The 26,558-nt window shown below is 66.5% G+C and carries 26 protein-coding genes, 1 tRNA gene and 2 pseudogenes; 20 read left to right on the top strand and 9 right to left on the bottom strand.

The window, feature by feature from the left end; genetic code table 11:
* Positions 1-25: 25 nt before the first annotated feature.
* Positions 26-835 carry an enoyl-CoA hydratase gene (locus BoBH3_RS20060; protein ID WP_262332630.1) on the bottom strand — a complete coding sequence of 270 codons (810 nt, stop codon included), beginning with the start codon at positions 833-835 and terminating at the stop codon, positions 26-28.
* Positions 836-970: 135 nt separating this feature from the next.
* On the opposite strand from BoBH3_RS20060, the gene BoBH3_RS20055 reads away from it, so the two are divergent.
* The 8 genes from BoBH3_RS20055 (at position 971) to BoBH3_RS20020 (ending at position 6,946) form a co-directional block, all read left to right on the top strand.
* Positions 971-1,399, top strand: coding sequence for a PaaI family thioesterase (locus tag BoBH3_RS20055; protein ID WP_262332629.1), 429 nt, complete (start codon positions 971-973; stop codon positions 1,397-1,399).
* 284 nt (positions 1,400-1,683) lie between these two features.
* Positions 1,684-2,148 carry a 50S ribosomal protein L13 gene (gene rplM / locus BoBH3_RS20050; RefSeq protein ID WP_262332628.1) on the top strand — a complete coding sequence of 155 codons (465 nt, stop codon included), beginning with the start codon at positions 1,684-1,686 and terminating at the stop codon, positions 2,146-2,148.
* A gap of 2 nt (positions 2,149-2,150) precedes the next feature.
* On the top strand, positions 2,151-2,630 hold the full coding sequence (rpsI, locus tag BoBH3_RS20045; RefSeq protein WP_262332627.1) for a 30S ribosomal protein S9: 480 nt from the start codon (positions 2,151-2,153) through the stop codon (positions 2,628-2,630).
* A gap of 154 nt (positions 2,631-2,784) precedes the next feature.
* Entirely contained in the window at positions 2,785-3,063 is a 279-nt protein-coding gene (locus tag BoBH3_RS20040) for a hypothetical protein (protein ID WP_262332626.1), read from the top strand.
* 15 nt (positions 3,064-3,078) lie between these two features.
* Complete coding sequence (gene speB, locus BoBH3_RS20035; protein WP_262332625.1) at positions 3,079-4,035, top strand: agmatinase; 957 nt, start codon at positions 3,079-3,081, stop codon at positions 4,033-4,035.
* Positions 4,036-4,138: 103 nt separating this feature from the next.
* A complete protein-coding gene (locus BoBH3_RS20030) occupies positions 4,139-4,606 on the top strand; it encodes a YybH family protein (RefSeq protein ID WP_262332624.1) in 468 nt (155 codons plus the stop codon).
* A 195-nt stretch (positions 4,607-4,801) separates the two neighbouring features.
* Positions 4,802-5,737, top strand: a complete 936-nt coding sequence (gene argC / locus BoBH3_RS20025) for an N-acetyl-gamma-glutamyl-phosphate reductase (protein WP_262332623.1) — start codon at positions 4,802-4,804, stop codon at positions 5,735-5,737.
* 108 nt (positions 5,738-5,845) lie between these two features.
* Entirely contained in the window at positions 5,846-6,946 is a 1,101-nt protein-coding gene (locus BoBH3_RS20020) for a helix-turn-helix transcriptional regulator (protein WP_262332622.1), read from the top strand.
* Between the two features lie 264 nt (positions 6,947-7,210).
* On the opposite strand, the gene BoBH3_RS20015 is transcribed toward BoBH3_RS20020, so the two are convergent.
* Positions 7,211-8,059, bottom strand: a complete 849-nt coding sequence (locus tag BoBH3_RS20015) for a fumarylacetoacetate hydrolase family protein (RefSeq protein WP_262332621.1) — start codon at positions 8,057-8,059, stop codon at positions 7,211-7,213.
* 433 nt (positions 8,060-8,492) lie between these two features.
* On the opposite strand from BoBH3_RS20015, the gene BoBH3_RS20010 reads away from it, so the two are divergent.
* Positions 8,493-9,812 carry an OmpP1/FadL family transporter gene (locus BoBH3_RS20010; protein ID WP_262332620.1) on the top strand — a complete coding sequence of 440 codons (1,320 nt, stop codon included), beginning with the start codon at positions 8,493-8,495 and terminating at the stop codon, positions 9,810-9,812.
* 117 nt (positions 9,813-9,929) lie between these two features.
* Here the strand turns inward: BoBH3_RS20010 and BoBH3_RS20005 are convergent, their stop codons facing one another.
* The 3 genes from BoBH3_RS20005 to phaC form a co-directional block, all read right to left on the bottom strand.
* Complete coding sequence (locus BoBH3_RS20005) at positions 9,930-10,715, bottom strand: hypothetical protein (protein ID WP_262332619.1); 786 nt, start codon at positions 10,713-10,715, stop codon at positions 9,930-9,932.
* 109 nt (positions 10,716-10,824) lie between these two features.
* Positions 10,825-11,940 (bottom strand): SGNH/GDSL hydrolase family protein, encoded by a 1,116-nt coding sequence (locus BoBH3_RS20000; protein ID WP_262332618.1) that lies wholly within the window; start codon positions 11,938-11,940, stop codon positions 10,825-10,827.
* Positions 11,941-11,971: 31 nt separating this feature from the next.
* The gene (gene phaC, locus BoBH3_RS19995) at positions 11,972-13,795 is read right to left on the bottom strand and encodes a class I poly(R)-hydroxyalkanoic acid synthase (RefSeq protein WP_262332617.1); all 1,824 of its coding nucleotides are present in this window, start codon (positions 13,793-13,795) and stop codon (positions 11,972-11,974) included.
* Between the two features lie 116 nt (positions 13,796-13,911).
* Between phaC and BoBH3_RS19990 the strand changes: the two genes are divergently transcribed.
* The 4 genes from BoBH3_RS19990 (at position 13,912) to BoBH3_RS19975 (ending at position 17,257) form a co-directional block, all read left to right on the top strand.
* Entirely contained in the window at positions 13,912-14,274 is a 363-nt protein-coding gene (locus tag BoBH3_RS19990) for a hypothetical protein (protein WP_262332616.1), read from the top strand.
* 333 nt (positions 14,275-14,607) lie between these two features.
* On the top strand, positions 14,608-15,828 hold the full coding sequence (locus BoBH3_RS19985) for an LL-diaminopimelate aminotransferase (RefSeq protein ID WP_262332615.1): 1,221 nt from the start codon (positions 14,608-14,610) through the stop codon (positions 15,826-15,828).
* A 103-nt stretch (positions 15,829-15,931) separates the two neighbouring features.
* A complete protein-coding gene (locus BoBH3_RS19980) occupies positions 15,932-16,363 on the top strand; it encodes a hypothetical protein (protein WP_262332614.1) in 432 nt (143 codons plus the stop codon).
* Between the two features lie 81 nt (positions 16,364-16,444).
* Positions 16,445-17,257: a class I SAM-dependent methyltransferase gene (locus BoBH3_RS19975; RefSeq protein WP_262332613.1), complete on the top strand. Its 813-nt coding sequence runs from the start codon at positions 16,445-16,447 to the stop codon at positions 17,255-17,257.
* 45 nt (positions 17,258-17,302) lie between these two features.
* Here the strand turns inward: BoBH3_RS19975 and BoBH3_RS19970 are convergent, their stop codons facing one another.
* Positions 17,303-18,022 (bottom strand): hypothetical protein, encoded by a 720-nt coding sequence (locus tag BoBH3_RS19970; RefSeq protein WP_262332612.1) that lies wholly within the window; start codon positions 18,020-18,022, stop codon positions 17,303-17,305.
* Between the two features lie 146 nt (positions 18,023-18,168).
* Here BoBH3_RS19970 and BoBH3_RS19965 point away from each other — a divergent pair, with 146 nt between their 5' ends.
* From BoBH3_RS19965 to BoBH3_RS19935, 7 genes and pseudogenes are all read left to right on the top strand, one after another.
* Positions 18,169-19,515: a homoserine dehydrogenase gene (locus tag BoBH3_RS19965; RefSeq protein WP_262332611.1), complete on the top strand. Its 1,347-nt coding sequence runs from the start codon at positions 18,169-18,171 to the stop codon at positions 19,513-19,515.
* A 47-nt stretch (positions 19,516-19,562) separates the two neighbouring features.
* A complete protein-coding gene (gene glpX / locus BoBH3_RS19960; RefSeq protein ID WP_262332610.1) occupies positions 19,563-20,561 on the top strand; it encodes a class II fructose-bisphosphatase in 999 nt (332 codons plus the stop codon).
* A 182-nt stretch (positions 20,562-20,743) separates the two neighbouring features.
* Positions 20,744-21,286 (top strand): hypothetical protein, encoded by a 543-nt coding sequence (locus tag BoBH3_RS19955; protein ID WP_262332609.1) that lies wholly within the window; start codon positions 20,744-20,746, stop codon positions 21,284-21,286.
* An 83-nt stretch (positions 21,287-21,369) separates the two neighbouring features.
* Positions 21,370-23,172, top strand: coding sequence for a single-stranded-DNA-specific exonuclease RecJ (gene recJ / locus BoBH3_RS19950; RefSeq protein ID WP_262332608.1), 1,803 nt, complete (start codon positions 21,370-21,372; stop codon positions 23,170-23,172).
* 107 nt (positions 23,173-23,279) lie between these two features.
* Positions 23,280-23,354: transfer RNA gene (locus BoBH3_RS19945), tRNA-Glu, on the top strand.
* Between the two features lie 313 nt (positions 23,355-23,667).
* A pseudogene (locus BoBH3_RS19940) lies at positions 23,668-23,938 on the top strand (GMC oxidoreductase); the annotation flags it as partial.
* Between the two features lie 131 nt (positions 23,939-24,069).
* Positions 24,070-24,285 carry a DUF1059 domain-containing protein gene (locus BoBH3_RS19935; protein WP_262332607.1) on the top strand — a complete coding sequence of 72 codons (216 nt, stop codon included), beginning with the start codon at positions 24,070-24,072 and terminating at the stop codon, positions 24,283-24,285.
* A gap of 6 nt (positions 24,286-24,291) precedes the next feature.
* Here BoBH3_RS19935 and BoBH3_RS19930 read toward each other — a convergent pair whose 3' ends face one another.
* The 3 genes and pseudogenes from BoBH3_RS19930 to BoBH3_RS19920 all read right to left on the bottom strand — a co-directional run.
* The gene (locus BoBH3_RS19930; protein ID WP_262332606.1) at positions 24,292-24,828 is read right to left on the bottom strand and encodes a chromate transporter; all 537 of its coding nucleotides are present in this window, start codon (positions 24,826-24,828) and stop codon (positions 24,292-24,294) included.
* 9 nt (positions 24,829-24,837) lie between these two features.
* Positions 24,838-25,374 (bottom strand): chromate transporter, encoded by a 537-nt coding sequence (locus BoBH3_RS19925; protein ID WP_262332605.1) that lies wholly within the window; start codon positions 25,372-25,374, stop codon positions 24,838-24,840.
* Positions 25,375-25,729: 355 nt separating this feature from the next.
* A pseudogene (locus tag BoBH3_RS19920) lies at positions 25,730-26,542 on the bottom strand (endonuclease/exonuclease/phosphatase family protein); the annotation flags it as partial.
* Between the last annotated feature and the right edge of the window lie 16 nt (positions 26,543-26,558).

Genomic DNA, 26,558 nt, shown 5'->3' with positions numbered 1-26,558 from the left:
ATCGTGGATCGGCGCGGCGCCTTTTTTATGCCTCCCAGACGGGTGGGCGCTTTGCCACGAAGGCGCCGATGCCTTCCTCCGCGTCGCGCGCGAGCATGTTCTCGACCATCACCGCCGAGGCGTGGTCATAGGCCGCCTTCAACCCCATCTCGCGCTGCTCGTAGAAGGCGCGCTTGCCGATCTTGATCGTCGCCCGTGATTTGGAGGCGATGACGGCGGCGAGCCTTCCAGCCTCGGCGAGCGCGGTGCCGGCCGGTACGACGCGATTGACGAGGCCCATCCGGGCCGCTTCCGCCGCCGGCACCATCTCGCCGAGCAGCAGCATCTCCAGGGCATGCTTGGCCGAGAGGTTGCGCGAGAGCGCCACCATCGGCGTCGAGCAGAACAGTCCGATATGGACGCCGGGCGTGCAGAAGCGGGCGTCCGCCCCCGCCACGGCGAGATCGCAGGTCGCGACGAGCTGGCAGCCGGCGGCCGTCGCCGTGCCTTCCACTGCGGCGATGACCGGTTGGGGCAGGGCGGTGATCTGCTGCATCACGGCCGAGCAGCGCCCGAGGATCTCGGCGAAATAGGCGCGGCCACGGTCAGGGTCGGCCCTGTGCGCCGTCATCTCCTTGAGATCGTGCCCGGCGCTGAAGACCGGCCCTGCCGCGGCGAGGATCACGGCCTTGACCGAGCGGTCGGCGGCGATGGCGGTGAAGCCCTCGGCCAGCGCAGCCAGCATCGCCTCGCTGAGCGGATTGCGAGCCTGCGGGCGGTTCAGCGTCAGTGTCGCGATGCCGTCCGCATCCTGCCGCAGCAGGACAGGCGCCGTCTCGGGCTGGTGGACGTTCATCGCGCTTCCTCCTGCTGCGCTGCACTGATGCGCGCGGCGAATTATGCGCCTCGCCTTTGGCATTTCCGCCTATTGTCGGGGCCGGCCCGCCATGCTGCAAGGGGATAACCCCCACCTCAGCCTCCGGCTTTCCGCATGACGATCCGCATGACCGCCTCCGAGGTCGAGGCCTATCTCGACGAGGTCTTCCCGCAGCTTCACCATGGCGGGCGTACCTATTTCATCGAGGAGGTCGGGCCGCTGACGGCCCGCATGCGCTGCGACTATCACGAGAAGCATCTGCGTCCCGGCGGCACGATCTCGGGTCCGACGATGATGGCGCTGGCCGATCTCGCGCTCTATGCCGCGATCCTCGCACAGATCGGGCCGGTCGCGCTGGCCGTGACCACGAGCCTGAACTTCAACTTCCTGCGCAAGCCGGGGCAGGCGGCGCTGATCGCCGAGGCCAAGCTGCTCAAGCTCGGCAAGCGGCTCGCGGTCGGCGAGGTCAGCCTCTACTCGCAGGGCGAAACGGAGCTGGTCTGCCACGCGACCGGAACCTATTCGATCCCCGCGGAGCGGTAATGGCGGGTGGCTTGGTGTCATTCTCGGGCTTGACCCGAGAATCTCATGCAGGATCAGGCGCCCGCTCATCGCGAGATGCTCGGGTCAAGCCAATCACGACGGCAAATGGAGATTGCGGTATCCTGATACCATTTTTCTCACGCTATTGAAAAATCATCGTTTTCCGCATTCCTGCGCTCCACGAAGCGCTTGACAGCCGGCTCCGCTCCTCCTATTCCCACGCCACACCGCCGCCGGCTCCCCGGCGGCTTGTCCTTTTCTTACGCAACCGAAGGGGTGCCGCGATGAAGACCACCGTCTCGCTCAAGCCCGCCGATGTCGAAAAGAAGTGGGTTGTGATCGACGCCTCCGGGCTCGTCGTCGGCCGTCTCGCCTCCGTGGTGGCGATGCGCCTGCGCGGCAAGCACAAGGCCGCCTACACCCCCCATGTCGACTGCGGCGATAACGTCATCATCATCAACGCCGAGAAGGTCTCCCTGACCGGCCGGAAGCGCGACCAGAAGGTGTATTACCACCACACTGGCTACGCCGGCGGCATCAAGGAGCGTTCCGCCAAGTTCATTCTGGATGGCCGCTTCCCCGAGCGCATCGTCGAGAAGGCCGTCGAGCGCATGCTGCCGCGTGGCCCGCTCTTCCGCCAGATCCTCGGCAACCTGCGCGTTTACAAGGGCGCCGAGCATCCGCACGCCGCCCAGTCGCCGGAGGCGCTCGACGTCGCCGCGCTCAACAGCAAGAACAAGAGGGTCTGACCATGGCCGAGGTTCTTCAGTCCCTCTCCCAGCTTGGCGAAGTCGCCAAGTCCGAGCAGCCGGCCGCCCCGGTCCACGTCAAGAAGGTCGACGCCCAGGGCCGCGCCTATGCCACCGGCAAGCGCAAGAACGCCATTGCCCGCGTCTGGATCAAGCCCGGCTCCGGCAAGGTCACGGTCAATGGCCGCGACCAGGAGATCTACTTCGCTCGCCCGGTGCTCCGTCTCGTTCTGGCGCAGCCGCTCCAGCTCGTCGACCGCATGACGCAGTATGACGTCATCGTCTCGGTCAAGGGCGGCGGTCTCTCCGGCCAGGCCGGCGCGGTGCGCCACGGCATCTCCAAGGCGCTGACCTTCTACGAGCCGGAGCTTCGCGGCCCGCTCAAGAAGGAAGGCTTCCTGACCCGCGACTCGCGTGTCGTCGAGCGTAAGAAGTTCGGCAAGGCCAAGGCCCGCCGCAGCTTCCAGTTCTCGAAGCGCTGATCGTTTCCGGCTCGTCCGGTATGGAAAGGGCGGCTCGCAGGAGCCGCCCTTTTCGTTTGGGCTGCCCGCAGGGCGTCATGCTCGGGCTTGACCCGAGCATCTTGGGACGATGAGGCGTCTCGCATGGCTGTCGCCTCTGATGTAGCAAGAGCGCATGCGTATCCTTCTCGTCCTGATCGCTTTCGGCATGATCGCCGTGCCGGCCCTCCTGATGTTGGCCCGCGAGGATTTGCCCCGCGGGCGGCGCATCGCCCGAGCGCTCGTCGTCTTCCTCGCGCCCGCCGTGGCGCTCGGCCTCATCCATGGCGTGCCGGAGCTCGACGGGCGTGCGCTCGACCATCCCAACGCCTGGACGCTGCTGCGGCTCGTCCTGACCGGGCTCGCGCTGATCCTGCCCTGGTGCCTCTATGTCTGGTTCACCGCGCGACGCTGACCTCTTGAGACAGCCATGACCGAAGCCCCCGACAAGCCGCCGATCGACCACGCCTTCGCCGGCGACAGCCGTGGCGGCGCTGCCGATCCGACCTATGCAGGCGCACTTTCCTTCATGCGCCGTCCCTATTCCAAGGTGGTCCACGGCGCCGATCTCGTGATCTGGGGCGTGCCCTTCGATCTCGCCGTGACCAACCGGCCGGGCGCGCGCTTCGGCCCGCAGGCGATCCGCCGCGCCAGCGCGATCTTCGATGGCGATCCGCAATACCCCTCCGGTCTCGATCCCTTCGTGCGCCTGAGCGCCATCGATTACGGCGACTGCGCCCTCCCGCGCGGCGACCTGCAAGGCTGCGCAAGGGCGATCGAAGCGGAAGCGGCAGGAATCCTCGCAACCGGCGCCCATCTGGTTACGCTCGGGGGCGACCACTTCATCACCCTGCCGCTGCTGCGCGCCCATGTCGCCCGCCACGGCCGGCTGGCGCTGATTCAGTTCGATGCTCATCAGGACACCTGGGATGACGGCCCCGGCGGCATCGGACATGGCAGCTTCGTGTTCGAAGCGGTTCGGCAGGGACTGATCGACATCGAGCGCTCGATCCAGATCGGCATCCGCACCGTCGCCCCGCGCGATTGCGGTATCGCCATCCTCAATGGCTATGAGGCCCACGAGATCGGCGTCGCAGGTGTAGCGCAGCGCATCCGCGAGCGGGTGGGGCAGGGGCCGGCCTATCTTACCTTCGATATCGACGCGCTCGATCCGGCTGCCGCGCCCGGCACCGGCACGCCCGTCTCTGGTGGCTTCAGCGCGGAGCAGGCCCTGCGCATCCTGTGGGCGCTGCGCGATCTCGATATCCGTGGCATGGACGTCGTCGAGGTTTCGCCGCCCTACGACCATGCCGACATCACGGCTATCGCCGCCTCGACCATTGTCCAGCATCATATACAGGCGTTGGCGCTCAGGAAGAGCGACTGAAACGTCCAGCGCGGTAGCGGAATCGACTTGCGAAGATCCCGCTTCAAGCCTCTTCTGGGATTCTGTTTTTGCCGCTTGGGGCCTTGGCCGGAAAGGAGATGCGATGACTGGGACTGCCGCCACCTCTGCCGCGAGCTTTCCGGCCGCGCTCTCCGCCCTGCGCAATGCTCTCGCCGATGTCGCCAATGGCGATGTGCGGGCGATCAAGGCGCTCTATTCGCATAGCGACGAGGCCACGAGCTTCTACGGCTGGGGCGGCTACGAGAAAGGGTGGGAGGCGGTCTCCCGACGCTGGGACTGGGCCGGCGAGCAATTCAAGGGCGGCACCGTTTCGCACGAAAACGTCACGACCGTGCTCGGGGACCCGGTCGCCCTTGTCACGGACATCGAGACCTTCGAGGTGGCGATGGCGCCCGGCGCCGAGCCTTCGCGCTGGACCAATCGCGTCACCCATGTCTTTCGCTTCGAGGATGGCCGCTGGCGCCTGCTGCACAGGCACGCCAACCGGCTGGAAGGCCGCTACGAGCCGGCGGGAAGGCTCGGCGCGGGCGGGGCGCCTGCGGGCGATTGACAGTTGCGCGCGACGCGAACATATACGCAGCATGATCATTCGTTCGATCCGACGTCGCCCGTATCAGGCCGCCCCGGCGCGCCCGCGATGACGCTCGGCTATTGACCGAACGCCCGCGACCGCGCCGAGAAGCGCGGTTTTTTTGTGCCTGAAATCTGCACTGATCACTTGTTTGCCCAGCCTCCGGGGGTCCTGATGAGCCAGAACCTGAAATCCATCTTCATCGACGGCGAAGCCGGTACAACCGGGCTCGGCATCCGCGAGCGCCTCGCCGCCGTGCCGGAAGTGGCGGTGAAGAGCATCGACCCCGACAGGCGCAAGGACCCTGCCGCCCGGAAGGACATGATGGCGGGCGTCGATCTCGTCGTTCTGTGCCTGCCGGACGATGCAGCCAAGGAGTCGGTCGCGCTCGCCGACGAGCTCGGCTCGAACGCACCCAAGATCGTCGATGCCGCGACGGCCCACCGCATCGCGCCGGGCTGGGTCTATGGCTTCGCGGAGCTTGCCCCCGGCCACGCCGAGAAGATCGCCAAGGCCGACCGCGTCGCCAATCCGGGCTGCTATCCCACCGGTGCCATTGCGCTGCTGCGCCCACTTGTCGATGCCGGGCTGATGGCGCAGGACCATCCCGTCACCGTCAACGCCGTCTCCGGCTATTCCGGCGGCGGCAAGTCGATGATCGAGGACTATGAGACGGGCGTCGCGCCTGCCTTCGAACTTTACGGCCTCGGCCTGCGCCACAAGCACCTGCCGGAGCTGCAAGCCTATGCCAGGCTGACGCGGCGGCCGATCTTCGTGCCCTCCGTCGGCAATTTCCGGCAGGGCATGCTGGTCTCGATCCCGCTGCATCTCGACACGCTGCCCGGCCGGCCGAATGTCGCGGATCTCCACCACGCTTTGGTCGAGCGCTACGCCGGCTCGACCTATGTCAGCGTGCTGTCGCAGGACGGCATGGCCGGCAAGATCGAGCCCGAGGCGCTGAACGACACCAATAAGCTCGAACTGCGGGTCTTCGGGCAGGACGATCTCGGCCAGGCGGTGCTCGTCGCCCAGCTCGACAATCTCGGCAAGGGCGCTTCCGGCGCGGCGGTGCAGAATATCCGCCTGATGCTGGGCCTTCCCGAAGGTTGAGTGGCCGGAAATTTACGACCCTGAGCTGAGCGTCGTATTGCGTCTCACGCTCGGCGTGGGCAATATTGCGTCGGCTGCGGGCCAGAATGGCCTGCGGAGGGGCGTCCGTTGTCCGGTAGCGAATTCGAAAGCGCTTTGATCGACGGCATCTATGAGGCCGCGATCGTTCCCGAAGGTTGGTCCCGCGTTTTGCGGGACACGGCCCGCTTGGCTTCTTCCCGCGAGGCGCTGCTCGGCACTGTGCTCGACGAGGACATACGCCTCGTCGCCTCTTCCGCGTCGTTCGGCGAGGAATACGAGAGTATCCTCCGGCGCATTCCGTTCGCGGTCAACGAACGGGCGCAGCGCCTGCTGGCCCATGGCCGCTATGGCTTCATCACCGACGAAGACGTGTTCACTGCCGAAGAGATCGCACGCGAGCCGATCTATCGTGACATCCTGATCCCCGCAGGCCATGGCTGCGGTGTCGCCACCGTGATCCCGGCGCCCTCCGGCGACATCACCATCGTGCATTGCGAGCGCTCCTTCGCGGAAGGCTATGTCGATGCAGCCGCCGTCGCCGCGCTCGACCGGCTGCGCTCGCATTTCGCCCGCGCCGGCCTGCTCGGCCGCCGGCTCGCGATGGAGAAGGCGCGGGCAGCGTCCCAGGCGCTCGAGCTGATGGGTTTGCCGGCGGCGGTGCTGGGTCTGCGCGGCAACGTGATCGAGGCCAACGCCCTGTTCCAGGACCTGATGCCCGGTACATTCCAGGATCGTGCGGCGCGGCTCACAGCCACCCACGGCCCGGCCGACGAGATGCTAGGGGCGGCGCTGGCTGCGATGGCCCGGCCAGACCTGCTGCAGCCGGTGCGCTCGCTGCCGATCCCGGCGCGGCGCGGCGGCGTGCCGATGGTGCTGCATGTCTCGCCGGTGCGGGGCAGGGCGCGCGATGTCTTCTCCTTCGCCAGTGCGATCGTGGTTGCCACGCCCGTGATGGCCGGAGGTGGTCCCGAGGCGGGGCTGATCGCCGGCCTCTTCGACCTGACGCCGGCCGAGGCGCGTCTCGCTGCGGCCATCGCCGCCGGTCATGCGCCCCGCGAGGCGGCGGCGCGGCTCGGTGTCACCGAGGCCACGGCGCGCACGACGCTGAAGCGCATCCTGGCCAAGACCGGTACGAGGCGGCAGGCAGACCTCGTCGGCTTGCTCAAGAGCGCCGCCCTGCCGGGCTGAGGCAGCTGTCCCCCGCCGCTCATCGCGGAACAACCCCGTCGTTCCGGGGCAGGCCGCAGGCCTGAGCCCGGAACCCAGAACCGATGCGGGTTCTGGAAAGGCGCGATAGCGATCGCCTACGGGAAAAGCGTCATCGCTTCTGGATTTCAAGCTCTCCGCTGTCGCGACGCTCCGGAATGACGGGGTGGCTTTGGTGAGAAACGGCCGGCTCAACGAAAAACGCCGGCTTTCGCCGGCGTTCTGTCGTCACTGCGAGGGAGGATTTCAGCCCTTCCAGGGCAGGAAGTTCTGCTTCTGCTCGCCGAGGCCCTCGATGCCGAGAGTCACGACCTCGCCGCCCTTGAGGAAGCGCGGCGGCTTGAAGCCGAGGCCGACGCCCGGAGGCGTGCCGGTGGTGATGACGTCGCCCGCATCGAGCCGCATGAACTGGCTGATGTAGTGGACGAGATAGGTGACGCCGAAGATCATTGTCTTGCTGGAGCCGTTCTGCACGCGCTCGCCGTCGACATCGAGCCACATGCCGAGGTTCTGCACGTCCTTGATCTCGTCGGGCGTCACGAGCCAGGGGCCGAGCGGGCCGAAGGTCGGGCAGCCCTTGCCCTTGGCCCACTGACCGCCGCGCTCCTGCTGGAATTCGCGCTCGGAGACATCGTTGCAGACGCAGAAGCCGGCGATCGCGGCCATGGCGTTCTTCTCTTCAATATAGGAGCCGCCGTCACCGATGACGATCGCGAGCTCGACCTCCCAGTCGGTCTTCACCGAACCCTTGGGGATCTGGACGTCGTCATTGGGGCCGACGATGCAGTTCGGCGCCTTGTTGAAGAGGATCGGCTCCTTCGGGATCGCCGCGCCGGTCTCGGCCGCGTGGTCGGCGAAGTTGAGGCCGACGGCGATGAAGTTGCGCACGTCGCCGACGCAGGCGCCGATCCGCGGCGAGCCCGAAACGAGCGGCAGCGATGCCGGATCGAGCGCCTTGAGCTTGGCGATGGAAGCCGAGCCGAGTGCCTTGCCGGCGAGATCGGGAATGATGCCGGACAGGTCGCGCAACCCGCCCTGGGCATCGAGGAGAGCCGGCTTCTCTTGGCCGGCTGCGCCGTAGCGGAGCAGTTTCAAGGTGTTTCCCCCGTTTCAAACGATCTAAATGGGCGGTGACTCTGAGCGGATGCCGGCCGGAAACGCAAGCCCGTCCTTGCGCATGGCGTATCCGCAGCAGGATGGGGTGGCCGAATTTGTTGCCGGAATGCAACGGCTTGGCTCAAAGCGACGGTGCCGCAACGGTAAGGCGAGGGCTGGTTCCGCAACCTCGAAAATCACGAAACCCGCGATAGTTCGCATATAAACTATATCTTTTCCCCGAGCCCTCTCGCGACATTGTCGGAAATCGAGCGTTTTCGATCGATTTCGGCATGGTGCGGTGCCGGATGCGGCGCTCGGATGGCCGTTTGGAGGCATCTGGGGCGGGCTTGCGGCGGCAAGCGGCTCTGTCATGGTTGGAATCAAGCGGGGTGCTACAGCCTCGAAGAACGTGAAGAATGGGATGGATTCGATGAAGGGCCTTCTTGCTGCCGCCTCTGTTTCCCTCGCCGCCTTGCTGGCTGCCGGGGCTGCATCGGCGAGCTCGTTCGCGATCCGAAGCGGCCAGGGAGCCGAGGGCCTGGGCATGGCCTATGCCGGCGCTGCGTCCGGCGGCATAGGCATGGGTGCGATGGCCTGGAACCCGGCCACGATCACGATGTTCCCCGGTCGGCACAGCAACTGGAACTTCACCTATCTCAATGCCAACGGCGACTATCAGCCGACGGCGCCTTCGCGTGTCGGCTCGCCGGCCGGACCGCTGAACCCGATCCAGCTCGGCACCGGCAACATCGGCGGTGACGGCGCCTTCATCCCGGCTTCGGCCAGCGCCTGGCAGCTTACCGACCGGCTCTGGGTGGGTATGACAACGGGCGCGCCCTACGGTCTGCGCTCGAAGCCCGATAATCAGGCTCATGCCGCTCAGATCTACGGGCGTTCGGCCAAGGTCGTGACCATCAACGTCTCGCCGACCATCGGCTACAAGGTCAATGACTGGCTCTCGGTCGGCGCCGCGCTGCAGGTGCAGTATCTGAGCGCCAAGCTGAAGCAGGCCGGCGGCCTCGCTCCCTCGGCCTTCCCCGTCATTCTCGAAGGCGACACGATCGATTTCGGCTATCGCCTCGGCGCGACGCTGACCCCGTTCGAGGGCACCAATATCGGCGTGGCCTATCGGTCTTCGATCACCCAGACGCTCGAGGGCTCGCTGGCCACGCCGACGCCCGTTCTCGCCCGCTTCCCGGTCAAGGCCAATCTGAACCTGCCCGACTCGGTCGTCGTCGGCGTCTCGCAGGTCATCAACGAGCAGTGGCAGGCCCATCTCGGCGTCGAGTGGACGAACTGGAGCCGCTTCCGCAATATCCCGGTCGTCAACGAGATCAACGGACTTCCGGCGACCAGCCTGAATTTCCAGTATGACGATGCCTGGTTCTTCAGCGGCGGCGTCGAGTACAAGTACAGCAAGGACCTGACGCTGCGCGCCGGTGTCGGCTACGAGATGTCCGCGGTGAACGATCGCAACCGCACCATCTACATCTCGGACAATGACCGTCTGTGGCTCAGCGCTGGCGCGAGCTATCAGGTCACCGACCGGATCAAGCTCGATGTCGGCTACACCTATATCGACGTGAAGAAGGCGTCGGTGAACTACACGGGCGCCCATCCGCAGCAGGGCGCGGTGTTCTACACCGCGGAGGCCAAGCCCTACATCCACATCGCGTCGGTCGGCATCACCTACAACTGGGACGATCCGAAGCAGACGCTCCCGGTCCAGCCCGTCGTGCGCAAGCACTGAGCGGCGCCTGGACGGAATTGAGAAAGCCGGCCCTTGGGCCGGCTTTTTGTTGTGCTCAGCGATCGGTCAATCGGATAGGGCCGAGGCGATTCCGAAACGCCGGCGACCGTGGCGGGATCAGTTCGTGACTTCCGCCAACAGTCTCGGATTGGTCGCCAATATGCTTGCCCGTGAACGCGTCAGCGTGCCCGCCCATTGCGGATGATGGCGGCGCGCCTTTTTGATGACTTCGACGAGGCGTCGAGGGCTTGCTCGGCGCAGCTTTGCCACCGCGCTGCGAAGCTCGGCGTGGTTGCGATGTCTGGACGCCGCGAGCAGGGATCCGAAGGCGGCCGTGCCTGCCAGCATTCCGGTGACGTGGTGCTCGGCGGAGTGGACCGGCACGAGCTCCGCCGTCGGGATGCGTGTCGCATGCCCGAAATCCGGGGCGTAGGAGGGATCGACGAAGACGTAGATCCTGCCGGAGACGTCTTCCGCCCCGATCGCGCCGCCGGTTCGCCCCGCGATGAAGTGCTGCTGGTATCGTTGGTCATATCCGGCCGCCTGATCCGGGTCGATCGACCATTGCGGGCAGATCGACAGAGCGGTGGAGGCACCCAGCCGGCGGGAGTATTTTGCCGCGCCATAGCCGCCCATCGAGGCGCCATAGGTCACGACCTCCAGATAGCGCATGCGAAGCGCCTCGGTCGCCGTGAGCGCGGCGCGCATATTGGCCTCGGGATACCAGTTCGGGCGCTTGGCCATGAAGCCGAGGGTGCTCAGCCCCAATCGCTCTGCGAGAGGGCGGCCAAAGAAATCGGCGCCATCGGCCAGCGTGTTCAAGGGGCCAAAGGTGACAAGAAGAATATCTTCTGTCCCCTGATGAAATATGGCTTGAACCTCGTTGTCGTCGAATACGATCACGACAATAGGATCCTTTCAAAATCGATCGAACCCAGCCCGCTAGTTCGGAGTATCGAGGCATTTCAATTATCGCGCAACATTTCAAAAATGTTTCTATCGAGCGCGCAATCTATAGTTGCCGGAACAGGGCGGCATGCCTCAGGGCTTTGTCATCATAGCCTGCGGCATTGGGGTGAAGTGTGTCCGCCATCCATTTCCTGGCGAAGACGGTCTGGTAGTCGCTCCAGATGGCGGCGGTGTCGATGAGCGGGCAGGCGATTTCGTCGGACAGTTCGCGGGTCGCCTGCCAGTACGCGCCGAGCGGATAAGCGTAGGGGCCGCGCGGTCCCGAGGGGTTGCAGGTCTCGAGGATGACGTCACCGGTCGGCGTGCACAGATCGATCAGGGCGCGAAGGTTGGCCTTGAATTGTTCCGGCGCGACGTTCTTCTGCCAGTCGTTCAAGCCGAAATTGATCACCGTAAGATGGGGGCGGATCTGCCCGATCGTATTCGCTGTCGAGTAGGGCGAGCCGCGGTCGATAGCCATTGCGGCGGTGGCGCCGCCAATGCCGTGATTGAAGACCGTTACCTCGCGTCTTTCGGGCGAATGGCCGCGTTGTGCCAGCAGGCGTGTAGCGCCGGCGACCCCCGTGAATCGAAATGCGTGGAGCGCGGGCGTCAGCCCGCGCAGCGTCAGCCGGTGGAAGCCCGTCGTGCCGACGGGCACGACCGTTTCCGCGCCGCCGTCGACCGAATAGCTGAACGCGGCGCCCTTGGAAGCATGATAGAGCGCCTCGAACGCGGTGCAGGGAACGGCAGTGCTGTGCGTGGCCATATTGCCGGGTTCGAGGCGGATCGCGTTCGCGGCGACTGTCGCCCCAAGAGTCGAGAGCCGTGCGTCGCCGCCGGCCAAACCGCCGAGCGCCATCATCGTTTCCCGCGACCATCTCAGCTCCGGCCCATCCATGATGTCGGCGACGCGTTGCGGCACGGCCTTCAGATAGGCTTGGCCGCCCCACTGCTGAACGGTGCCGACGCCGCGGGTGATGCTGTCGCCTTCGTAGAGAATGCGTGTATCGGCCTGGCCGGCCCGCGTGGCTGCGAGCGCCGCCCGGAACTTCGGAAGCGTCTGGCTGTCGAAATTGCGGATTCCCAGAAGGCTGGCCGCACGCGCCGCCGGAAAATCGAGCACCAGCGCTGCGCCGCTTATCAGGACACCGCGCCGGGAAATCCGGCTATCGATCAAGCGTTCCCCCGAGTTGGCGGCTTCGCTCTTCTCAAGCCTTCACCTTCACATAGGTTCCCGGTGCATCGGCCAGGGCCGGCAGCTTGCCGCCGCCCGGCTCGCGGGCAGGCACCGTCTTCGGAGCCTGGGCTTCGAGCCATGCAAACCAGTGCGGCCACCAGGAGCCCGGATGCTCGGCCGCCTTCGCCATCCAGGCGTCGCAGGAGCCCTCGGCCGGCCCGCCGGTCCAGTACTGGTACTTGACCTTGCTAGGCGGGTTGACGACGCCCGCGATGTGGCCGGAACCCGCCACGACGTGCTCGACCGGCCCGCCGAAGCTTTGCGAGCCGATGAAGACGGAGGGGGCAGGGGCGATATGGTCCTCGCGCGTGGCGAGATTGTAGATCGGGATCTTCACCGCCTTCAGGTCCAGCGTCTTGCCGCCGATATGCATCTCACCTTTGGAGAGCTTGTTGTCGAGGTAGCAGTTGCGCAGATAGAAGGAGTGGTTCGCCGCCGGCATCCGCGTCGAATCCGAATTCCAGTAGAGCAGGTCGAAGGGGGTCGGGGCCTTTCCCTTCAGGTAGTTGTTTACCGCATAGGACCAGATCAGGTCGTTGGGCCGCAGCATGTTGAAGGCACCCGACATGCGCGAGCCGTCGAGATAGCCGGTCTTGGCCATCTGCTCCTCGATCACGCGGATCTGCTCCTCGTCGACGAAGACGGAAAGCTCGCCGGCCTGCGAGAAATCGACCTGGGTGGTGAAGAAGGTCGCGCTCTCGATCCGCTTGTCGCCGACGGCGGCCATATAGGCCAGCGTCACACCGAGCAGCGTGCCGCCGACGCAGTATCCGATGGCTGAGACCTTCTTTTCGCCGGTCGCCTCCTCGACGGCGTCGAGAGCGGCGAAGATGCCCTCGCGCATATAGCTCTCGAAATCCTTGGCGGCGTGCCGGGCGTCCGGGTTCACCCAGGAGATGCAGAATACGGTGAGCCCCTGCGCCACGCACCAGCCGATGAAGCTCTTCTCGGCGTTGAGATCGAGGATGTAGAACTTGTTGATCCAGGGCGGCACGATCAGCAGCGGCCGCTTCAGTACCTGCGGCGTGGCGGGCGCATACTGGATCAGCTCCATGATCTCGTTGCGGAAGACGACCTTGCCCGGCGTTGTCGCGATGTTCACGCCGACTTCGAAGGCGCTGGCGTCGGATTGGCGGATCTTGAGCTCGCCGCCGCCGGATTCGACATCCTCGGCGAACATCTTCATGCCGCGCACGAGGTTCTCTCCGTTCTGCCGCAGCGTTTCGCGCAGCAGTTCGGGATTGGTGGCGAGGAAGTTGGTGGGCGAGAGCGCGCCTGCAATCTGCTTGATGTAGAAGCGCGCCTTCTCCCGCGTATGCGGGTCGAGCTCATCGGCCTTGTCGACCATGGTCTCGGCCCAGCGCGAGCCGATCAGATAGGCCTGCTTGATGAAGTCGAAGGTCGGATGATCGGTCCAGTCCGGATCCTTGAAGCGGGTATCGCGCTTGTCGGGCTCGGCGACGGGCTGGACCTCCTCGCCGCCGGCGCGCTTCAGCGCGGCGCCCCACAGGCTCATGAAATCTCCGACCAGCGAGGCCTGCGCCTCGATGATCTTGGCGGGATCGTTGACCCAGCATTCGGCGACGCGGCCGAGCGTCTTGACCATGTCGCTCGCCTCGTCGGCCTGGCCGGTCTTGGCGGTGCCCTTCTCGATGGGCTTCAGATAGGCGGCGGTGACCTTGCCGTATTCCTCGACCAGCCGACTCATGTTCTGCGCGAACTGATCGAAATCAGGCGCCGCCGCTTCGGCGGAGCCCGAAGCTCCCTTCGCCCGGTCGTCGGCGTCGCGGCTCATGAGTCGTTCCTTCCCCCTCTTGTTATAGGATAGCGCATGGCCATCCATTTTGGTCCTATTAAGGACGCAGCCACTGTGCTTTACCAAACGAATTCGACAACCTGCTGGAAGATCTCATGCCGACCGTGAAGCCCGCGAAAAAACCGTTCGGCATGTGGGCAATGCTGGTCGCGTCCGGATTCGCATTGGCGGGCTGCGCGGAGGGCGAGGGTTTCAAGGGTGTCGCCGAAGCCGCCGGCATGGCGACGACGCCGCAGGAATCGAAGGCCTTCGTTCGGGAGACGCGGCCCGGCGAGCTCGAATACATCCCGGTCGGCTCGGCGATAACCCGTAATGCACCACGCAAGCCTGTCGAGGACTTCAAGAAGCTGGAGACCCAGCTCGAGGCGAAGCGCAATGCCAACGAGGCCGCCGGCAACACGGCACGGCAGCTCGGCACCACCCCGGCGCCGGAACCGGCCAAGATTCCGACGAACTGAACACTGGCGCCACCGTCATTCCGGGGCTTCGCGAAGCGAAGAGCCCGGAACCCAGAACAGATGCGCTTCATCATGATGCGCGTCGTTTCCAAGAGCTTCTTCGAATAGCGGCGTCGGTTCTGGATTCCGGTCTCGCCCCTGCAGGGCGCCCCGGAATGACTGCGTGTGTCAGTTTTCTAGGTACTGCCAGCCTCGCCTATTCGACGCATATCGCAAAATGTTGCGTTTTTTTTCCTGTCACGACGAAAGATGCGATGCTAAGCAGCCTCGGCGAAAGGATGTGATCCGCGCGCCAAATCACCAGCCGGCTGACCGGCCGAGGACCTGTTCGAAATGACCGATTTCCACCGTATCAAGCGCCTGCCGCCCTACGTCTTCGAACAGGTCAACAAGATCAAGGCAGCCGAGCGCGCCAAGGGCGTCGACATCATCGACCTCGGCATGGGCAATCCCGATTTGCCGGCGCCGAAGCATGTCATCGAGAAGTTGGTCGAGACGGCCGGCAAGCCGCGCACCGATCGCTATTCCGCCTCCAAGGGCATCACCGGCCTGCGCCGCGCCCAGGCGAACTACTATGAGCGTCGCTTCGGCGTGAAGCTGAACCCGGACACGCAGGTCGTGGCGACGCTGGGCTCTAAGGAGGGCTTCGCCAACATGGCGCAGGCCATCACCGGGCCGGGCGATGTCGTGCTGGTGCCCAATCCGAGCTACCCGATCCATGCCTTCGGCTTCCTGATGGCGGGCGGCGTGATTCGCTCCGTCCCGGCCGAGCCGACGCCGGCGATGTTCCCGGCGCTGGAGCGGGCGGTGATGCATTCGGTGCCGAAGCCGATCGCGCTCGTCACCTGCTACCCGGCCAATCCGACGGCTTACGTCGCCTCGCTCGACTTCTATCGCGACCTCGTCGCCTTCGCGAAGAAGCACGATCTCATCCTGCTCTCCGATCTCGCCTATGCCGAGGTCTATTTCGACGACAGCAACCCGCCGCCCTCCATGCTGCAGGTGCCGGGCGCGATCGACGTCGCCGTCGAGTTCACCTCGATGTCGAAGACCTTCTCCATGGCGGGCTGGCGCATGGGCTTCGCCGTCGGCAACGAACGGCTGCTGGCGGCATTGGCGCGGGTGAAGTCCTATCTCGACTACGGCGCCTACACACCCATTCAGGTGGCGGCAGCCGCCGCGCTCAACGGCCCGGACGACTGCATCCGCGAAATGCGCGAGACCTATCGCAAGCGTCGCGATGCGCTGGTCGAGAGCTTCGGCAAGGCAGGCTGGGACTTTCCGGCGCCGCAGGCCTCGATGTTCGCCTGGGTGGCGATTCCCGAGCCCTTCCGCCATCTCGGCTCGCTGGAATTCTCCAAGCTGCTGATCGAGAAGGCCGAGGTCGCGGTCGCGCCCGGCATCGGCTTCGGCGAGCATGGCGACGATTATGTCCGCATCGCCATCGTCGAGAACGAGCAACGTATCCGGCAGGCCGCCCGCAATATCGGCCGCTTCCTGAAGAGCGCCGACCAGACCCTGCACAACGTCATCCAGATGCCCAAGGCAGGGTAGGGCGGGAGCAAGGCACGCCACCGCCCTCTGGACCGGGAACGCGAAACATGGGAACCGATGCGATGCGGACGGATCGCTCCGCATCGCGTCCGAGGCTTATCCCATGTCACGAAAAGGCCGCCTGCTCGGCGTCGCTTTCGCCGTCTTCGCTCTGGTCTGCCTGGTCGCGACTTATGATTATTCGAAGGGCCGCATTCCGGAGACGCGCTCGGCTCTGGTGGCGGATGTTCTGGCGGTAAGCGGCGGCCGCGAATGCGCCCGCGATGCCACCGATATCGTCAGCCGCTACATCCCGATCGGGACAGGCCGCGCCGAAGCGGAGCGCATCCTCACCGAGGTCACGATCGACCCGCCGAGGCCCTGGTTCTGGACGCCTGCGGTCGAGAACAGCACTGTTTCCCAGGGGGCCTCGATCGAGGCTCTGCACACGATCAAGGCGACGGCCTTCGGCAGCAACCTGCTGCGCATCTATCTCGGCTTCGAGGAGGGCAAGGTGAAGCGCGTTGCGGCTGAAGTGGTCTGTCACTTCGGCTGAGCGCGGACGGCGTGACATCGCGGTTTCCCCGCGTCCTTCGTGGAGCTATTCTGTGCGCGGGGCGCAGCAAGTGGTGCTGCCATGGACGCCACGGATAAGGTTTTCGCCGGGCCCGTTCCCGAGATCTACGAACGGCTGCTCGTCCCTCTGATCTTTAGCCCCTACGCCGAGGACCTGGCCGCCCGTGTCATGGCCTTGCGACCCTCGCGTATCATCGAGCTTGCGGCCGGGACCGGCGCGCTGACTCGTGCAATGGCGGCGCGCCTCGACGGGGCGAGCATTGTCGCGACCGATCTCAACCAGCCCATGCTGGATGTTGCCGCCACGCATCTTTCGGGCAATGGCAGGGTCGTCTGGCAGCAGGCGAACGCGATCGACCTGCCCTTCGCAGACGAGAGCTTCGACGCCGCCGCCTGCCAGTTCGGGGTGATGTTCTTTCCCGACAAGCCGGAGAGCCATCGCGAGGTACGGCGCGTTCTTCGACCGGGTGGGCACTACCTCTTCAACGTCTGGGATGCCGTTGCCAGCAACGACTTCACCCAGGTGCTGCTGGACGCCTTGGCGGAGGTCTTCCCGGCCGATCCGCCTCGTTTCATCGAGCGCACGCCGCATGGCTATCACGACATCGGGACGATAGAACTCGATCTCGTGGCCGGTGGCTTCAGGAAGCCGACGGTCGAGCGTGTCGAGAAGCGTTCACGCGCCGATTCCGCGATCGATGTCGCGACGGGCTTCTGCCAGGGCACGCCGATCCGAGGCGAAATCGAGGCGCGAGGTGCGCCGGGCCTCATGGCCGTGACCGAGGCCGTGGCGAGGGCTCTGGAACGACGGTTCGGATCCGGCCCGATCGAAGGGGGCATCGCCGCTTTCGTTGTCTCGGCCGAGCGCGCATAGCGCCCAAGCCGCCGATGTGGCCTGCCTGCCATTCCGGCTGAGGGCTCAGTGCTTTCGCAGCAGGCGCTTGAGGCTGCTGCCCTCATGCGGATCGACGTAATGGAGCAGGGCGGTCGAGCGGATCGCGTCGGGATCGCAGGCTTCGTTGGTATGGATCGAGCGATAGCCGTTGAACAGGTAGAGATTGCCCGGCTTCAGCTTGAGGTGCCGGATGCCGCGATAGCCGCGCTCGTAGAGCTTTCGCAGCATCCATTGCGAGAGCGGGTTGTCGAGCAGGATCTTGTCCAGGAAGTTCAGGGCGTAATGGGAACGCAGCCTGCGCCAGTTCGGGATGATCAGCAGATCGCCGGTCTTGCCGCGTTCGGGAATGATGATCGGGATCAGTGCGGTCAGAAGGTAGGAATCGTAGTGGAACTTGAGAGAGTGCCGCGCCGCGAGATCGCCGGAAAGGCAACGCAGAACCTGATAGAAGGAGGTCTGCGGGGCAGATTTTCCTGAGGTTCGCTCATAGATGCCGCGACAAAGGGCGATGAACGCGGTGTCGTCCGGCCAATCGTGCAGGAACGTGCCTTCGAGCCCCTTCGCTCCGTTGATCGCCAGATAATTTCCGCCGTTGCGCGCGACGGCCGTCCGCACGAAATCCTGGGCTCGTCTGAGTTGGTCCGGTGCGACGTAGTCTTCGATGACCGCATAGCCATCGGCGGCGATGCGCCCGGCGATGGCGGCCGTATCCATGCTGGTAGGCAGGCTGGCAGGTGTAGGCATCGCAGGTCTCCATCCAGAGGGCAGGAAACGGCGAATTCAGCTCGGCAGAAGCGAAAGCAACTTTCGTGCCTTGAGAGGCTTCATTCTGGCCCGGAAACGGCGGGGCCGCCGTTGACTCAGGTTTCGCCGCATGCCACCCCGGCGCCATGACCACGCACGTCCCGCTCTCCGGAAATCCGCCCCTGCGCATCGGGCTTGCCGGCCTCGGCACGGTCGGCGCCTCGGTCCTCAAGATCCTGCGCCGGCGCGAGAACGCGCTTGCCGCCCGCTGCGGCCGGGCGATCCGCGTCACCGGTGTCTCGGCGCGCGACCGCAACCGCGATCGCGGCGTCGACCTTGACGGGCTCGCCTGGTTCGACGATCCGGTGGCGCTCGCGCAATCTCCCGAGATCGACTGCTTCGTGGAATTGGTCGGTGGTTCGGACGGGCCCGCCAAGGCGGCGGTGGAGGCGGCGCTGGCTGCCGGCAAGCATGTCGTCACGGCCAACAAGGCGCTTCTCGCCGCCCATGGCGTTGCGCTGGCGGAATTGGCCGAAGCAAAGGGGGCGGCGCTCGCCTTCGAGGCCTCCTCGGCCGGCGGAATCCCGATCGTGAAGACGCTGCGCGAGGCGCTGGCCGGCAATGACGTCAGCCGCATCTCTGGCATTCTCAACGGCACCTGCAATTACATCCTCTCGCGGATGGAGCTGGAGGGGCTGACCTTCGAGGCCTGCCTGAAGGACGCCCAGCGCCTCGGCTATGCCGAAGCCGACCCGACCTTCGATGTCGAGGGCTTCGACACCGCCCATAAGCTCGCCATCCTCACGAGCCTCGCCTTCGGCACGAGGATCGACGCCGAAGCGATTCACGTCGAAGGCATTTCCTCGATCACGCCGCTCGATCTCAGGATGGCGGATGAACTCGGCTATCGCATCAAGCTGCTGGGCGTCGCCGAGCGCACCCGCACCGGCATCGAGCAGCGCGTGCACCCCACCATGGTGCCGAAATCCTCCGCCATCGCCCAGGTGATGGGCGTGCTCAACGCCGTCTCGGTCGATGCCGACGCCGTGCGCGAGATCACGCTGGTCGGCCCCGGCGCCGGCGGCGACCCGACAGCCTCGGCCGTCGTCGCCGACATCGCCGATGTCGCGCGCGGCACGGCAGGCCTGCCCTTCGGCCTTCCCGTCTCGCGGCTGGAGGAGGCGCGCCGCGCGCCGATGCAGCGCCATGAGGGTGGCTATTACGTGCGGCTCGCTGTCGCCGACCGTCCCGGTGCGGCGGCTGCGATCGCGACCCGCATGGCCGAAGCCGACATCTCGCTGGAGAGCATCGTGCAGCGCCGCTCGCCAGAGGCTGTGACGCGCGATCCCGGCGGCCGCTCCGGCGCGCCGGTGCCGGTCGTGCTCATCACCTACGCGACGACCGAGTCCGCGATCCGCGCCGCGCTCGAAAAGGTCACGGCCGACGGCCATGTCGCGGAACCGCCGCAAGTCATCCGCATAGAGCGGGAATAGGCACATCCTGCCGAACACCCGATTTCCGTTTTAAGGGGACCTTTTTCATGTCCGTCGATCTTCGCATCTCCCCCGACCAGATCATCGAGCGCTATCTCTCGATGGAACTCGTGCGCGTCACCGAGCGGGCCGCCGTCGCCGCCGCCCGGCTGCGTGGCCACGGCAACGAGAAGGCCGCCGACCAGGCCGCGGTCGATGCGATGCGCCGCGAACTGAATCGCCTGCCGATCGACGGCGAGATCGTCATCGGTGAGGGCGAGCGCGACGAGGCGCCGATGCTCTTCATCGGCGAGAAGGTCGGCAACAAGCAGGGGCCGAAGGTCCATATCGCGGTCGATCCGCTCGAAGGCACCACGCTCTGCGCCAAGGATATGCCGGGCTCGATCGCCGTGATGGCGATGGCCGGCGCCGGCAGCCTGCTCTATGCGCCGGACGTCTACATGGACAAGATCGCGATCGGCCCCGGCTATGCGAAGGGCGTCGTCGATCTCGATGCCTCGCCGGCCGACAACGTTAACGCGATGGCCAAGGCCAAGGGCGTGAAGCCCAGCGAAATCTCGACGCTGATCATGGACCGTCCGCGCCATGCCAAGCTGATCGAGGAGGTCCGCAAGACCGGCGCCTCGATCCGCCTCATCACCGATGGTGACGTGGCCGGCGTGATCTTCTGCACCCAGCCGGAGAAGACCGGCATCGACCTTTATCTCGGCATCGGCGGCGCGCCCGAGGGCGTGCTGGCGGCGGCGGCGCTGCGTTGCGTCGGCGGCCAGATGCAGGGCCGGCTCATCCTCGACACCGAGGAGAAGCGCGAACGCGCCGCGACGATGGGCGTCAAGGACCCGAACCACAAATACGACATGTCGGAGATGGCCTCGGGCGACGTCATCGTCTGCGCCACGGGCGTCACCGATGGCGGGCTGCTCTCGGGCGTCAAGTTCGGCAGGGACTGCATCGAGACCGAGACGCTGGTTTACCGCTCGATCACCGGCACCGTTCGCCGCATCTATGGCGAGCACCGCGAATATTCGAAGTTCCAGCTCGACTGAGCTGAACCCCGCTGGGGCCGCGGTCCGTCGCGGCAGGATATCTCGATGGCCGGGGCTCGCCCCGGCCATCGTCGTTTCGGCGGCTTCCGCGCAAGAGGGGAGCGGCGTCGGCCGATGTCAAAAGACAATACTCTTGCCGCGCGTTGCGTTATCCTGTGGTCGCCTCGTTGTGGGAGTGTGCCATGCGTCACGTCCTTCTGCTCGCAGCCGCCGTCGTTCCCCTCATCATCGCAACCGCAGACGATGCCTCCGCACAGCGCGGGCCTGGCGGAGCGTGGCATGGTGGCGGAGGCTGGCGCGGAGGCGGCGGCTGGGGCGGCAGTGCCTGGCGCGGAGGTGGCGGATACTGGCGCGGTGCGGGCTGGCGCAGCGGAGCCTGGAACGGTGGCTGGGGCCGGCCCGGCTGGGGCTATCGCGGCTATTATGGCGGCTGGCGAGGCAATCGCTGGGCCTGGGGTGCTGCCGGTCTCGTCGCCGGCACGGCCATCGGCGCAGCGGTGGCCTCGCCCTATTATTATGGCGATCCCTATTACTACGGCCGCCCGGTCTACGGCGCTCCGGTCTATGCGGAACCGGTCTATGCGGAGCCGGTCTACGGTCAGATCGGCGGCTATTGCGCCACCGAGGTGCGGACCTGCCAGTTGATCGATCCTTCGGTGATCGGCAGTGGCTGCTCCTGCCGCGTTTCTGGCGGGCGCGCGCGGGGAACGGTTGTCGGGCCCTGACGAGGCTCGAATGATGTCTCGCGCCGCAAATGCTCGACCCAGCCGGTTGACGCGGGCGGCTGTCCGCGCGACGCCCTTGCGCGATGATTCCGAATCCGCACCGCCTGTTCCTCGGCGTGTCCCGCTCCGCGCTCGGCCGGCCCTGGCGCGATCGGCTGGACATCGCCGGGCTCGGCCGGGCCGAGGCGCTCTCGCAGTTGGAGGGCGTGCCCGACATCCTGGCCCGGCTGCTCGCCGCGCGCGGTGTCGAGCCTGCGGACGCGGCCCGCTTCCTCGAGCCGAAGCTGCGCGACCATCTGCCGGACCCCAATGTCCTCACCGAAATGGAGCCGGCCGCCGCCCGGCTGGCGCAGGCCGGGCTAAAGGGCGAGCGCGTCGCGATCTTCGGTGACTACGATGTCGACGGCGCCTGCTCCTCTGCGCTGCTCGCCGGGTTCCTGGCTCAGGCCGGCGCTCATCCGCGCATTCACATCCCCGATCGGCTGATCGAGGGTTACGGCCCCAATAGCGAAGCGATTCGCATGCTGGCGGGCGAGGGCGCGACCCTGCTCGTCACCGTCGATTGCGGCACGACCAGCGAAGAGCCGCTGGCCGAGGCGCGCCGGCTCGGCCTCGATGTCGTGGTGCTCGATCACCATCAGGCCCCCGAGCGGCTGCCCGCCGTCGAGGCGTTGGTCAATCCGAACCGGCAGGATGATCTCTCCGGCCTCGGCCATCTCTGCGCTGCCGGCGTCGTCTTCCTCGCCCTCGTCGCGACGAGCCGCGCGCTGCGTCGCGCCGGGCATTGGGCGCAGCGCGGTGGCGAACCGGACCTGCTGGCGGCTCTCGATCTCGTTGCGCTGGCGACCGTCGCCGATGTCGTGCCCCTGACGGGCCTGAACCGCGCCTTCGTCCGGCAGGGCCTGGCCATGATGCGTTCGCGGGCGCGGCCGGGGCTCGCCGCCCTGATGGATGTCTCGGGCCTCGACGGACCGATCCAGCCCTGGCATCTCGGCTTCCTGCTCGGCCCGCGCATCAATGCCGGCGGGCGCATCGGCGATGCTGCGCTCGGCGCCCGCCTGCTCATGACCGATGACGAGGTCGAGGCCCGGACCATCGCCGCCGAGCTCAATCGGCTCAACCAGGAGCGGCAGGAGATCGAGCGCCTCGCCGTGCTGGAGGCCGTCTCGCAGGCCGAGCACGAGCTGATGGGCGCGGAGGGTCTGCCGGTGTTGCTCGCCGGCAGCGCCGACTGGCACCCCGGCATCGTCGGGCTGGTGGCGGCCCGGCTGAAGGAACGCTTCCGCCGCCCCGCCTTCGCGCTGGCGCTGAACGGGGAGGGCGGCGCCACCGGCTCCGGCCGCTCCGTCGCGGGCGTCGATCTCGGCCGGGCTGTCCGCGCGGCGGTCGAGGCGGGGCTCGCCGTCAAGGGCGGCGGCCATGCCATGGCGGCGGGCGTGACGCTGGCCGGCGGGCAGGCGGCGCCCTTCCACGCCTTCCTCAACGACTATCTCGCGCGCGAGGTCGGCGCTGCGGGCGAGGCCGAGGCGCTGTTGGTCGATGCCGCGCTCAGCGCCGGCGGAGCAAGCCCGCGCCTCCTCGCCGAGATCGACAAGGCCGGCCCTTTCGGCTCGGGCAGCCCGGAGCCGGTCTTCGTCTTCCCGGCGCATCGCCTGACCGACGCGATCGAGATCGGCAGTGGCGGCCACGTCCGCATCAAGCTGCGCTCGGGCGACGGCGCGAGCATCGGCGGCATCGCCTTCCGCGCCGCGCAGGAACCGCTGGGACAGGCCCTGCTCGCCGCGCGCGGAGAGACGGTTCACCTGGCCGCGACCCTGACGCTCAACCGCTGGGGCGGCAACGAAACAGCGGAGCTACGCATCCTCGATCTCGCCAGGCAGATCTGAGAAGCGAAGCCGTCCACATTTCTTGGCCACAGGTGCTTGCAGAGCGGCAGGGCTGCCACTATACCTCGCCCCGCTTCGTGACGGACCTCTGACGGTCCCGAGAGCACGCGACCTTCGTCTATCGGTTAGGACACCAGCCTTTCACGCTGGGGAGACGGGTTCGACTCCCGTAGGTCGCGCCACCTTTTCATGGTGGTTTGATCGATTGAGATTAAACAGAAATTTTCATCCGATTTCGACGGTGCCCCCCAAGCGTTGGCGGTTGGTGGCCCCCAAATCGGGAGGCGGTATGATCGCCTGACAGCCGTGGCCGGTACGGTCGAAGGTGCTCTTCACCGTTTGGGTTAGGTGGCCTTGGAAGGAGTAATCCGCCCGATTCTCCGAAGCGATCCTCAGTGGGTTGACCCTGCGGCCACGGAGGCGGAGACGCACATGCGCCAGTTTGAGCGTGCCGGACGTGACATCGGGGTATGAGCGCCGTCGCCCGCAGGCCATGAGTTGGCGCCGGGGCCGGACTGCATCAGTGACGAGGATTGGATCGCCTTCGCCTGCGATAACGGTCAGACCATCTGCCATGCCTGCGGCACCGCCGGCATGGACCAGGGGCCGGGCGCAGTGGTCGATCCGCAATTGCGCGTCCGCGGCATCGAGGGCCCGCGGATCGCCGACGCTTCGATCATGCCGGGAGGTCTTTTCCCGCAACACGCAGGCGGCGGTGCTGATGATCGCGGAGAAAGCTGCCGACCTGATCCGCTTTGGTCGATAAAAATTCCCTGCGAGCGTCGGGGGATGTCGATGGAATACGGCGGGGATGCGCCGAATAAGGTATAGTCCCAGCGGCAGCCTTCGTCGCGATAGGCGGAAGGGTGCTCGAGGTCTCCCAGCGAGGAGGACGCCATGGGACGCAAGTTCGTCGATTGCCGCGCATTCCCGAGCGAGATGAAATGCTCGATCGCGATCAGCGCCGACTCTGAGAGCGAACTGCTGGAGGCGGCCGTGCAGCATGCCGTCGCCGTGCATGGGCACAAGGATTCGCCCGAACTCCGGGGCCAGCTCAAAGGCATCATCAAGGACGGCATGCCGCCCGAGCAGGCGCCGAGCCGGGCGGCCTGAGGGCTTTCAGAGCAGCCCCAGCATGTGCAGGCCGACGAAGCAGCCGGCCCCGCCGCCGATCAGCAGCAGCGGATTGACGGGCGTCGCCATCAGCAGCGCCGTCGAGGCGAGCGCTATGCCGCGGCCGATCCAGCCGCCTTCGAGCGACTGCATCAGCACATAGCCTGCGGCCAGGATCATGCCGGCCGCGACCGGGCGAAGTCCCTGTTCCAGGGCGAGCAGGAGGCGCGCGCCCTCGAAGCGTGACCAGATATGGGCGACGCCGTAGATCAGCAGCGCTGTCGGCCCGAAGATGCCGATGGTGGCCGCGATCGCGCCCCAGAAGCCGGCGATCTGCCAGCCGATCAGTGTCGCGATCAGTGAGCCGGGACCCGGCGCCAGCCGCGCGATGGCGAAGGCGTCGACGAATTGCGCCGCGCTCAGCCAGTGATGCACCTCGACGATCTGGCGGTGCATGTCCGCGATGGCGCTCTGCCCGCCGCCGATCGTCACCAGCGAGAGCGGCAGGAAGACCAGGAAGATGCTGAGCGGCAGGGTCGGCATCGCGGTGCCTTAGTTCCTCGCATAGGTGACCGCGACGCTCAGCGAGCCCGCGATCAGAACCGTCCAAAGCAGCGGCCATTTCAGGATCGCGACCGCCACGAAGGTCGCGGCCATGATCGTGAGCGGGAAGACCCGGCGCGGCACGCGCAGCGCCGCCGTCAGGCCCATCGATAGCGACAGGCCGATCGCCGCCGCTGCCGCTCCGACGAGAGCGACATGGGTGAGCGCATAGCTGCTGAGCGAGGCGAAGAGGCTCGCGATCAGCACGATGACGAAGGCGGCGGGCACCACGATGCCGAGCCAGCAGGCGATGGCGCCGCTGCGTCCGGCGAGCTTGTAGCCGATCCAGATCGCCATGTTGGTGACGTTGACGCCCGGCAGCGCCTGCGCGATCGACAAGCCGTTGAGGAAATCCTCCTCGCTCATCAGCCGGCGCCTCTGCACGAATTCCCGCAGCAGCCAGCCGCTCAAGCCCCCGCCGAAGCTGGTCAGCCCGATCCGCGCGAAGATCAGGAAGAGCTGCAGCGCGCTCGGGCGCTCGGCCAAGGCATCCCTCATGTGATCCTGCGCCATAGAACGGCTGACGAAGCCAGAAAGCAGGCTTCGGCTTCGAGGGCCAGCGCGCCGGTGCATGCTCGGCATGAGCACGCCGCTGACGGCTCTGTCAGTAAGGGCCGTGCCTTCACCGATGCGGGCTGTCTGTCCGCCGCAGCGTCCGCTTCACGGCGCGCCTCAGTCGCGCGCCGGCCTTGCGCACGAGATCGCCGTTGCGGCGCTCGCGGCTTTCGCCCTCGGGCGGGACGGGGATGGGCAGAGGCCGGTCCCCCGGGCGGGCCGAGCCTGCGGCGTTCGGGGCGAGTGAGGGGGCGGCTTCGGGCAGGAGCGGCCGAGCTATGGCGAGCCCCACCGCGTCCGGGTCGACGAAAGCTTTGATCGGCAGGTGGTCGGAGGCGATGCGCGCCAGCGGCGTGTCATGGACCATCACGTCCGAGACGATCTCCGGCCGGTTGGCGATGATCCTGTCGAGCGCCAGAAGCGGGAGCCCGGAGGGAAAGCTCGGCACCGGCATCGGCAGCGCGCCGAAGGCGGGGCCGAATTCTTTGAGTGCTGAACGGTCGCCGAGGCGCCATTCGTTGAGGTCGCCGACCAGCAGCGTCGCACGCTCGTCGCGGGCCTTCATGATGTCGATCAGCATGCGCGCCTGCTGCGAGCGGGAGCGCCGCAGCAGGCCGAGATGGGCCGCGACGATCCGGATCTCCGCGCCGCTTTCCAGGTCGATGTCGACGACCAGTGCTCCGCGCGGCTCGAGGCCGGGCAGCGAGACCTGGTGGACATCACGCACCAGCCCCTGCCGGAACAGCACGACATTGCCGTGCCAGCCATGGGCGGCGGCGTTGGCGCTCTCGATGGGCACGGGGACAAGGCCGGTCTCGTCCTTCAGCCGGGCGAGGTCGAGCAGCCCATGGCGAGCGCCGAAGCGCTTGTCGGCCTCCTGCAGGGCGATGATGTCGGGCGCGATCTCGCGGATCACCGTTGCTATGCGGGAAGGATCGAACTTGCCGTCGACGCCCACGCATTTATGCACGTTGTAGGATGCGACCAGCGTGCCGGCCGGCCGTTCCCCGGCTCGGGGAGCGGCGCTGCCGGGCCGGCTTTTCCGCTGGCGCAGCGTGGCGATGATGCTGGCGGGCAGGCTCTGGCTCTTCTTCTGCATCGCTCTGCCGGTTGAG

Source organism: Allobosea sp. BH3, from assembly GCF_025499465.1.
Classification (GTDB): domain Bacteria; phylum Pseudomonadota; class Alphaproteobacteria; order Rhizobiales; family Beijerinckiaceae; genus Allobosea.
This window is presented reverse-complemented; position numbering and strand designations above follow the sequence as displayed.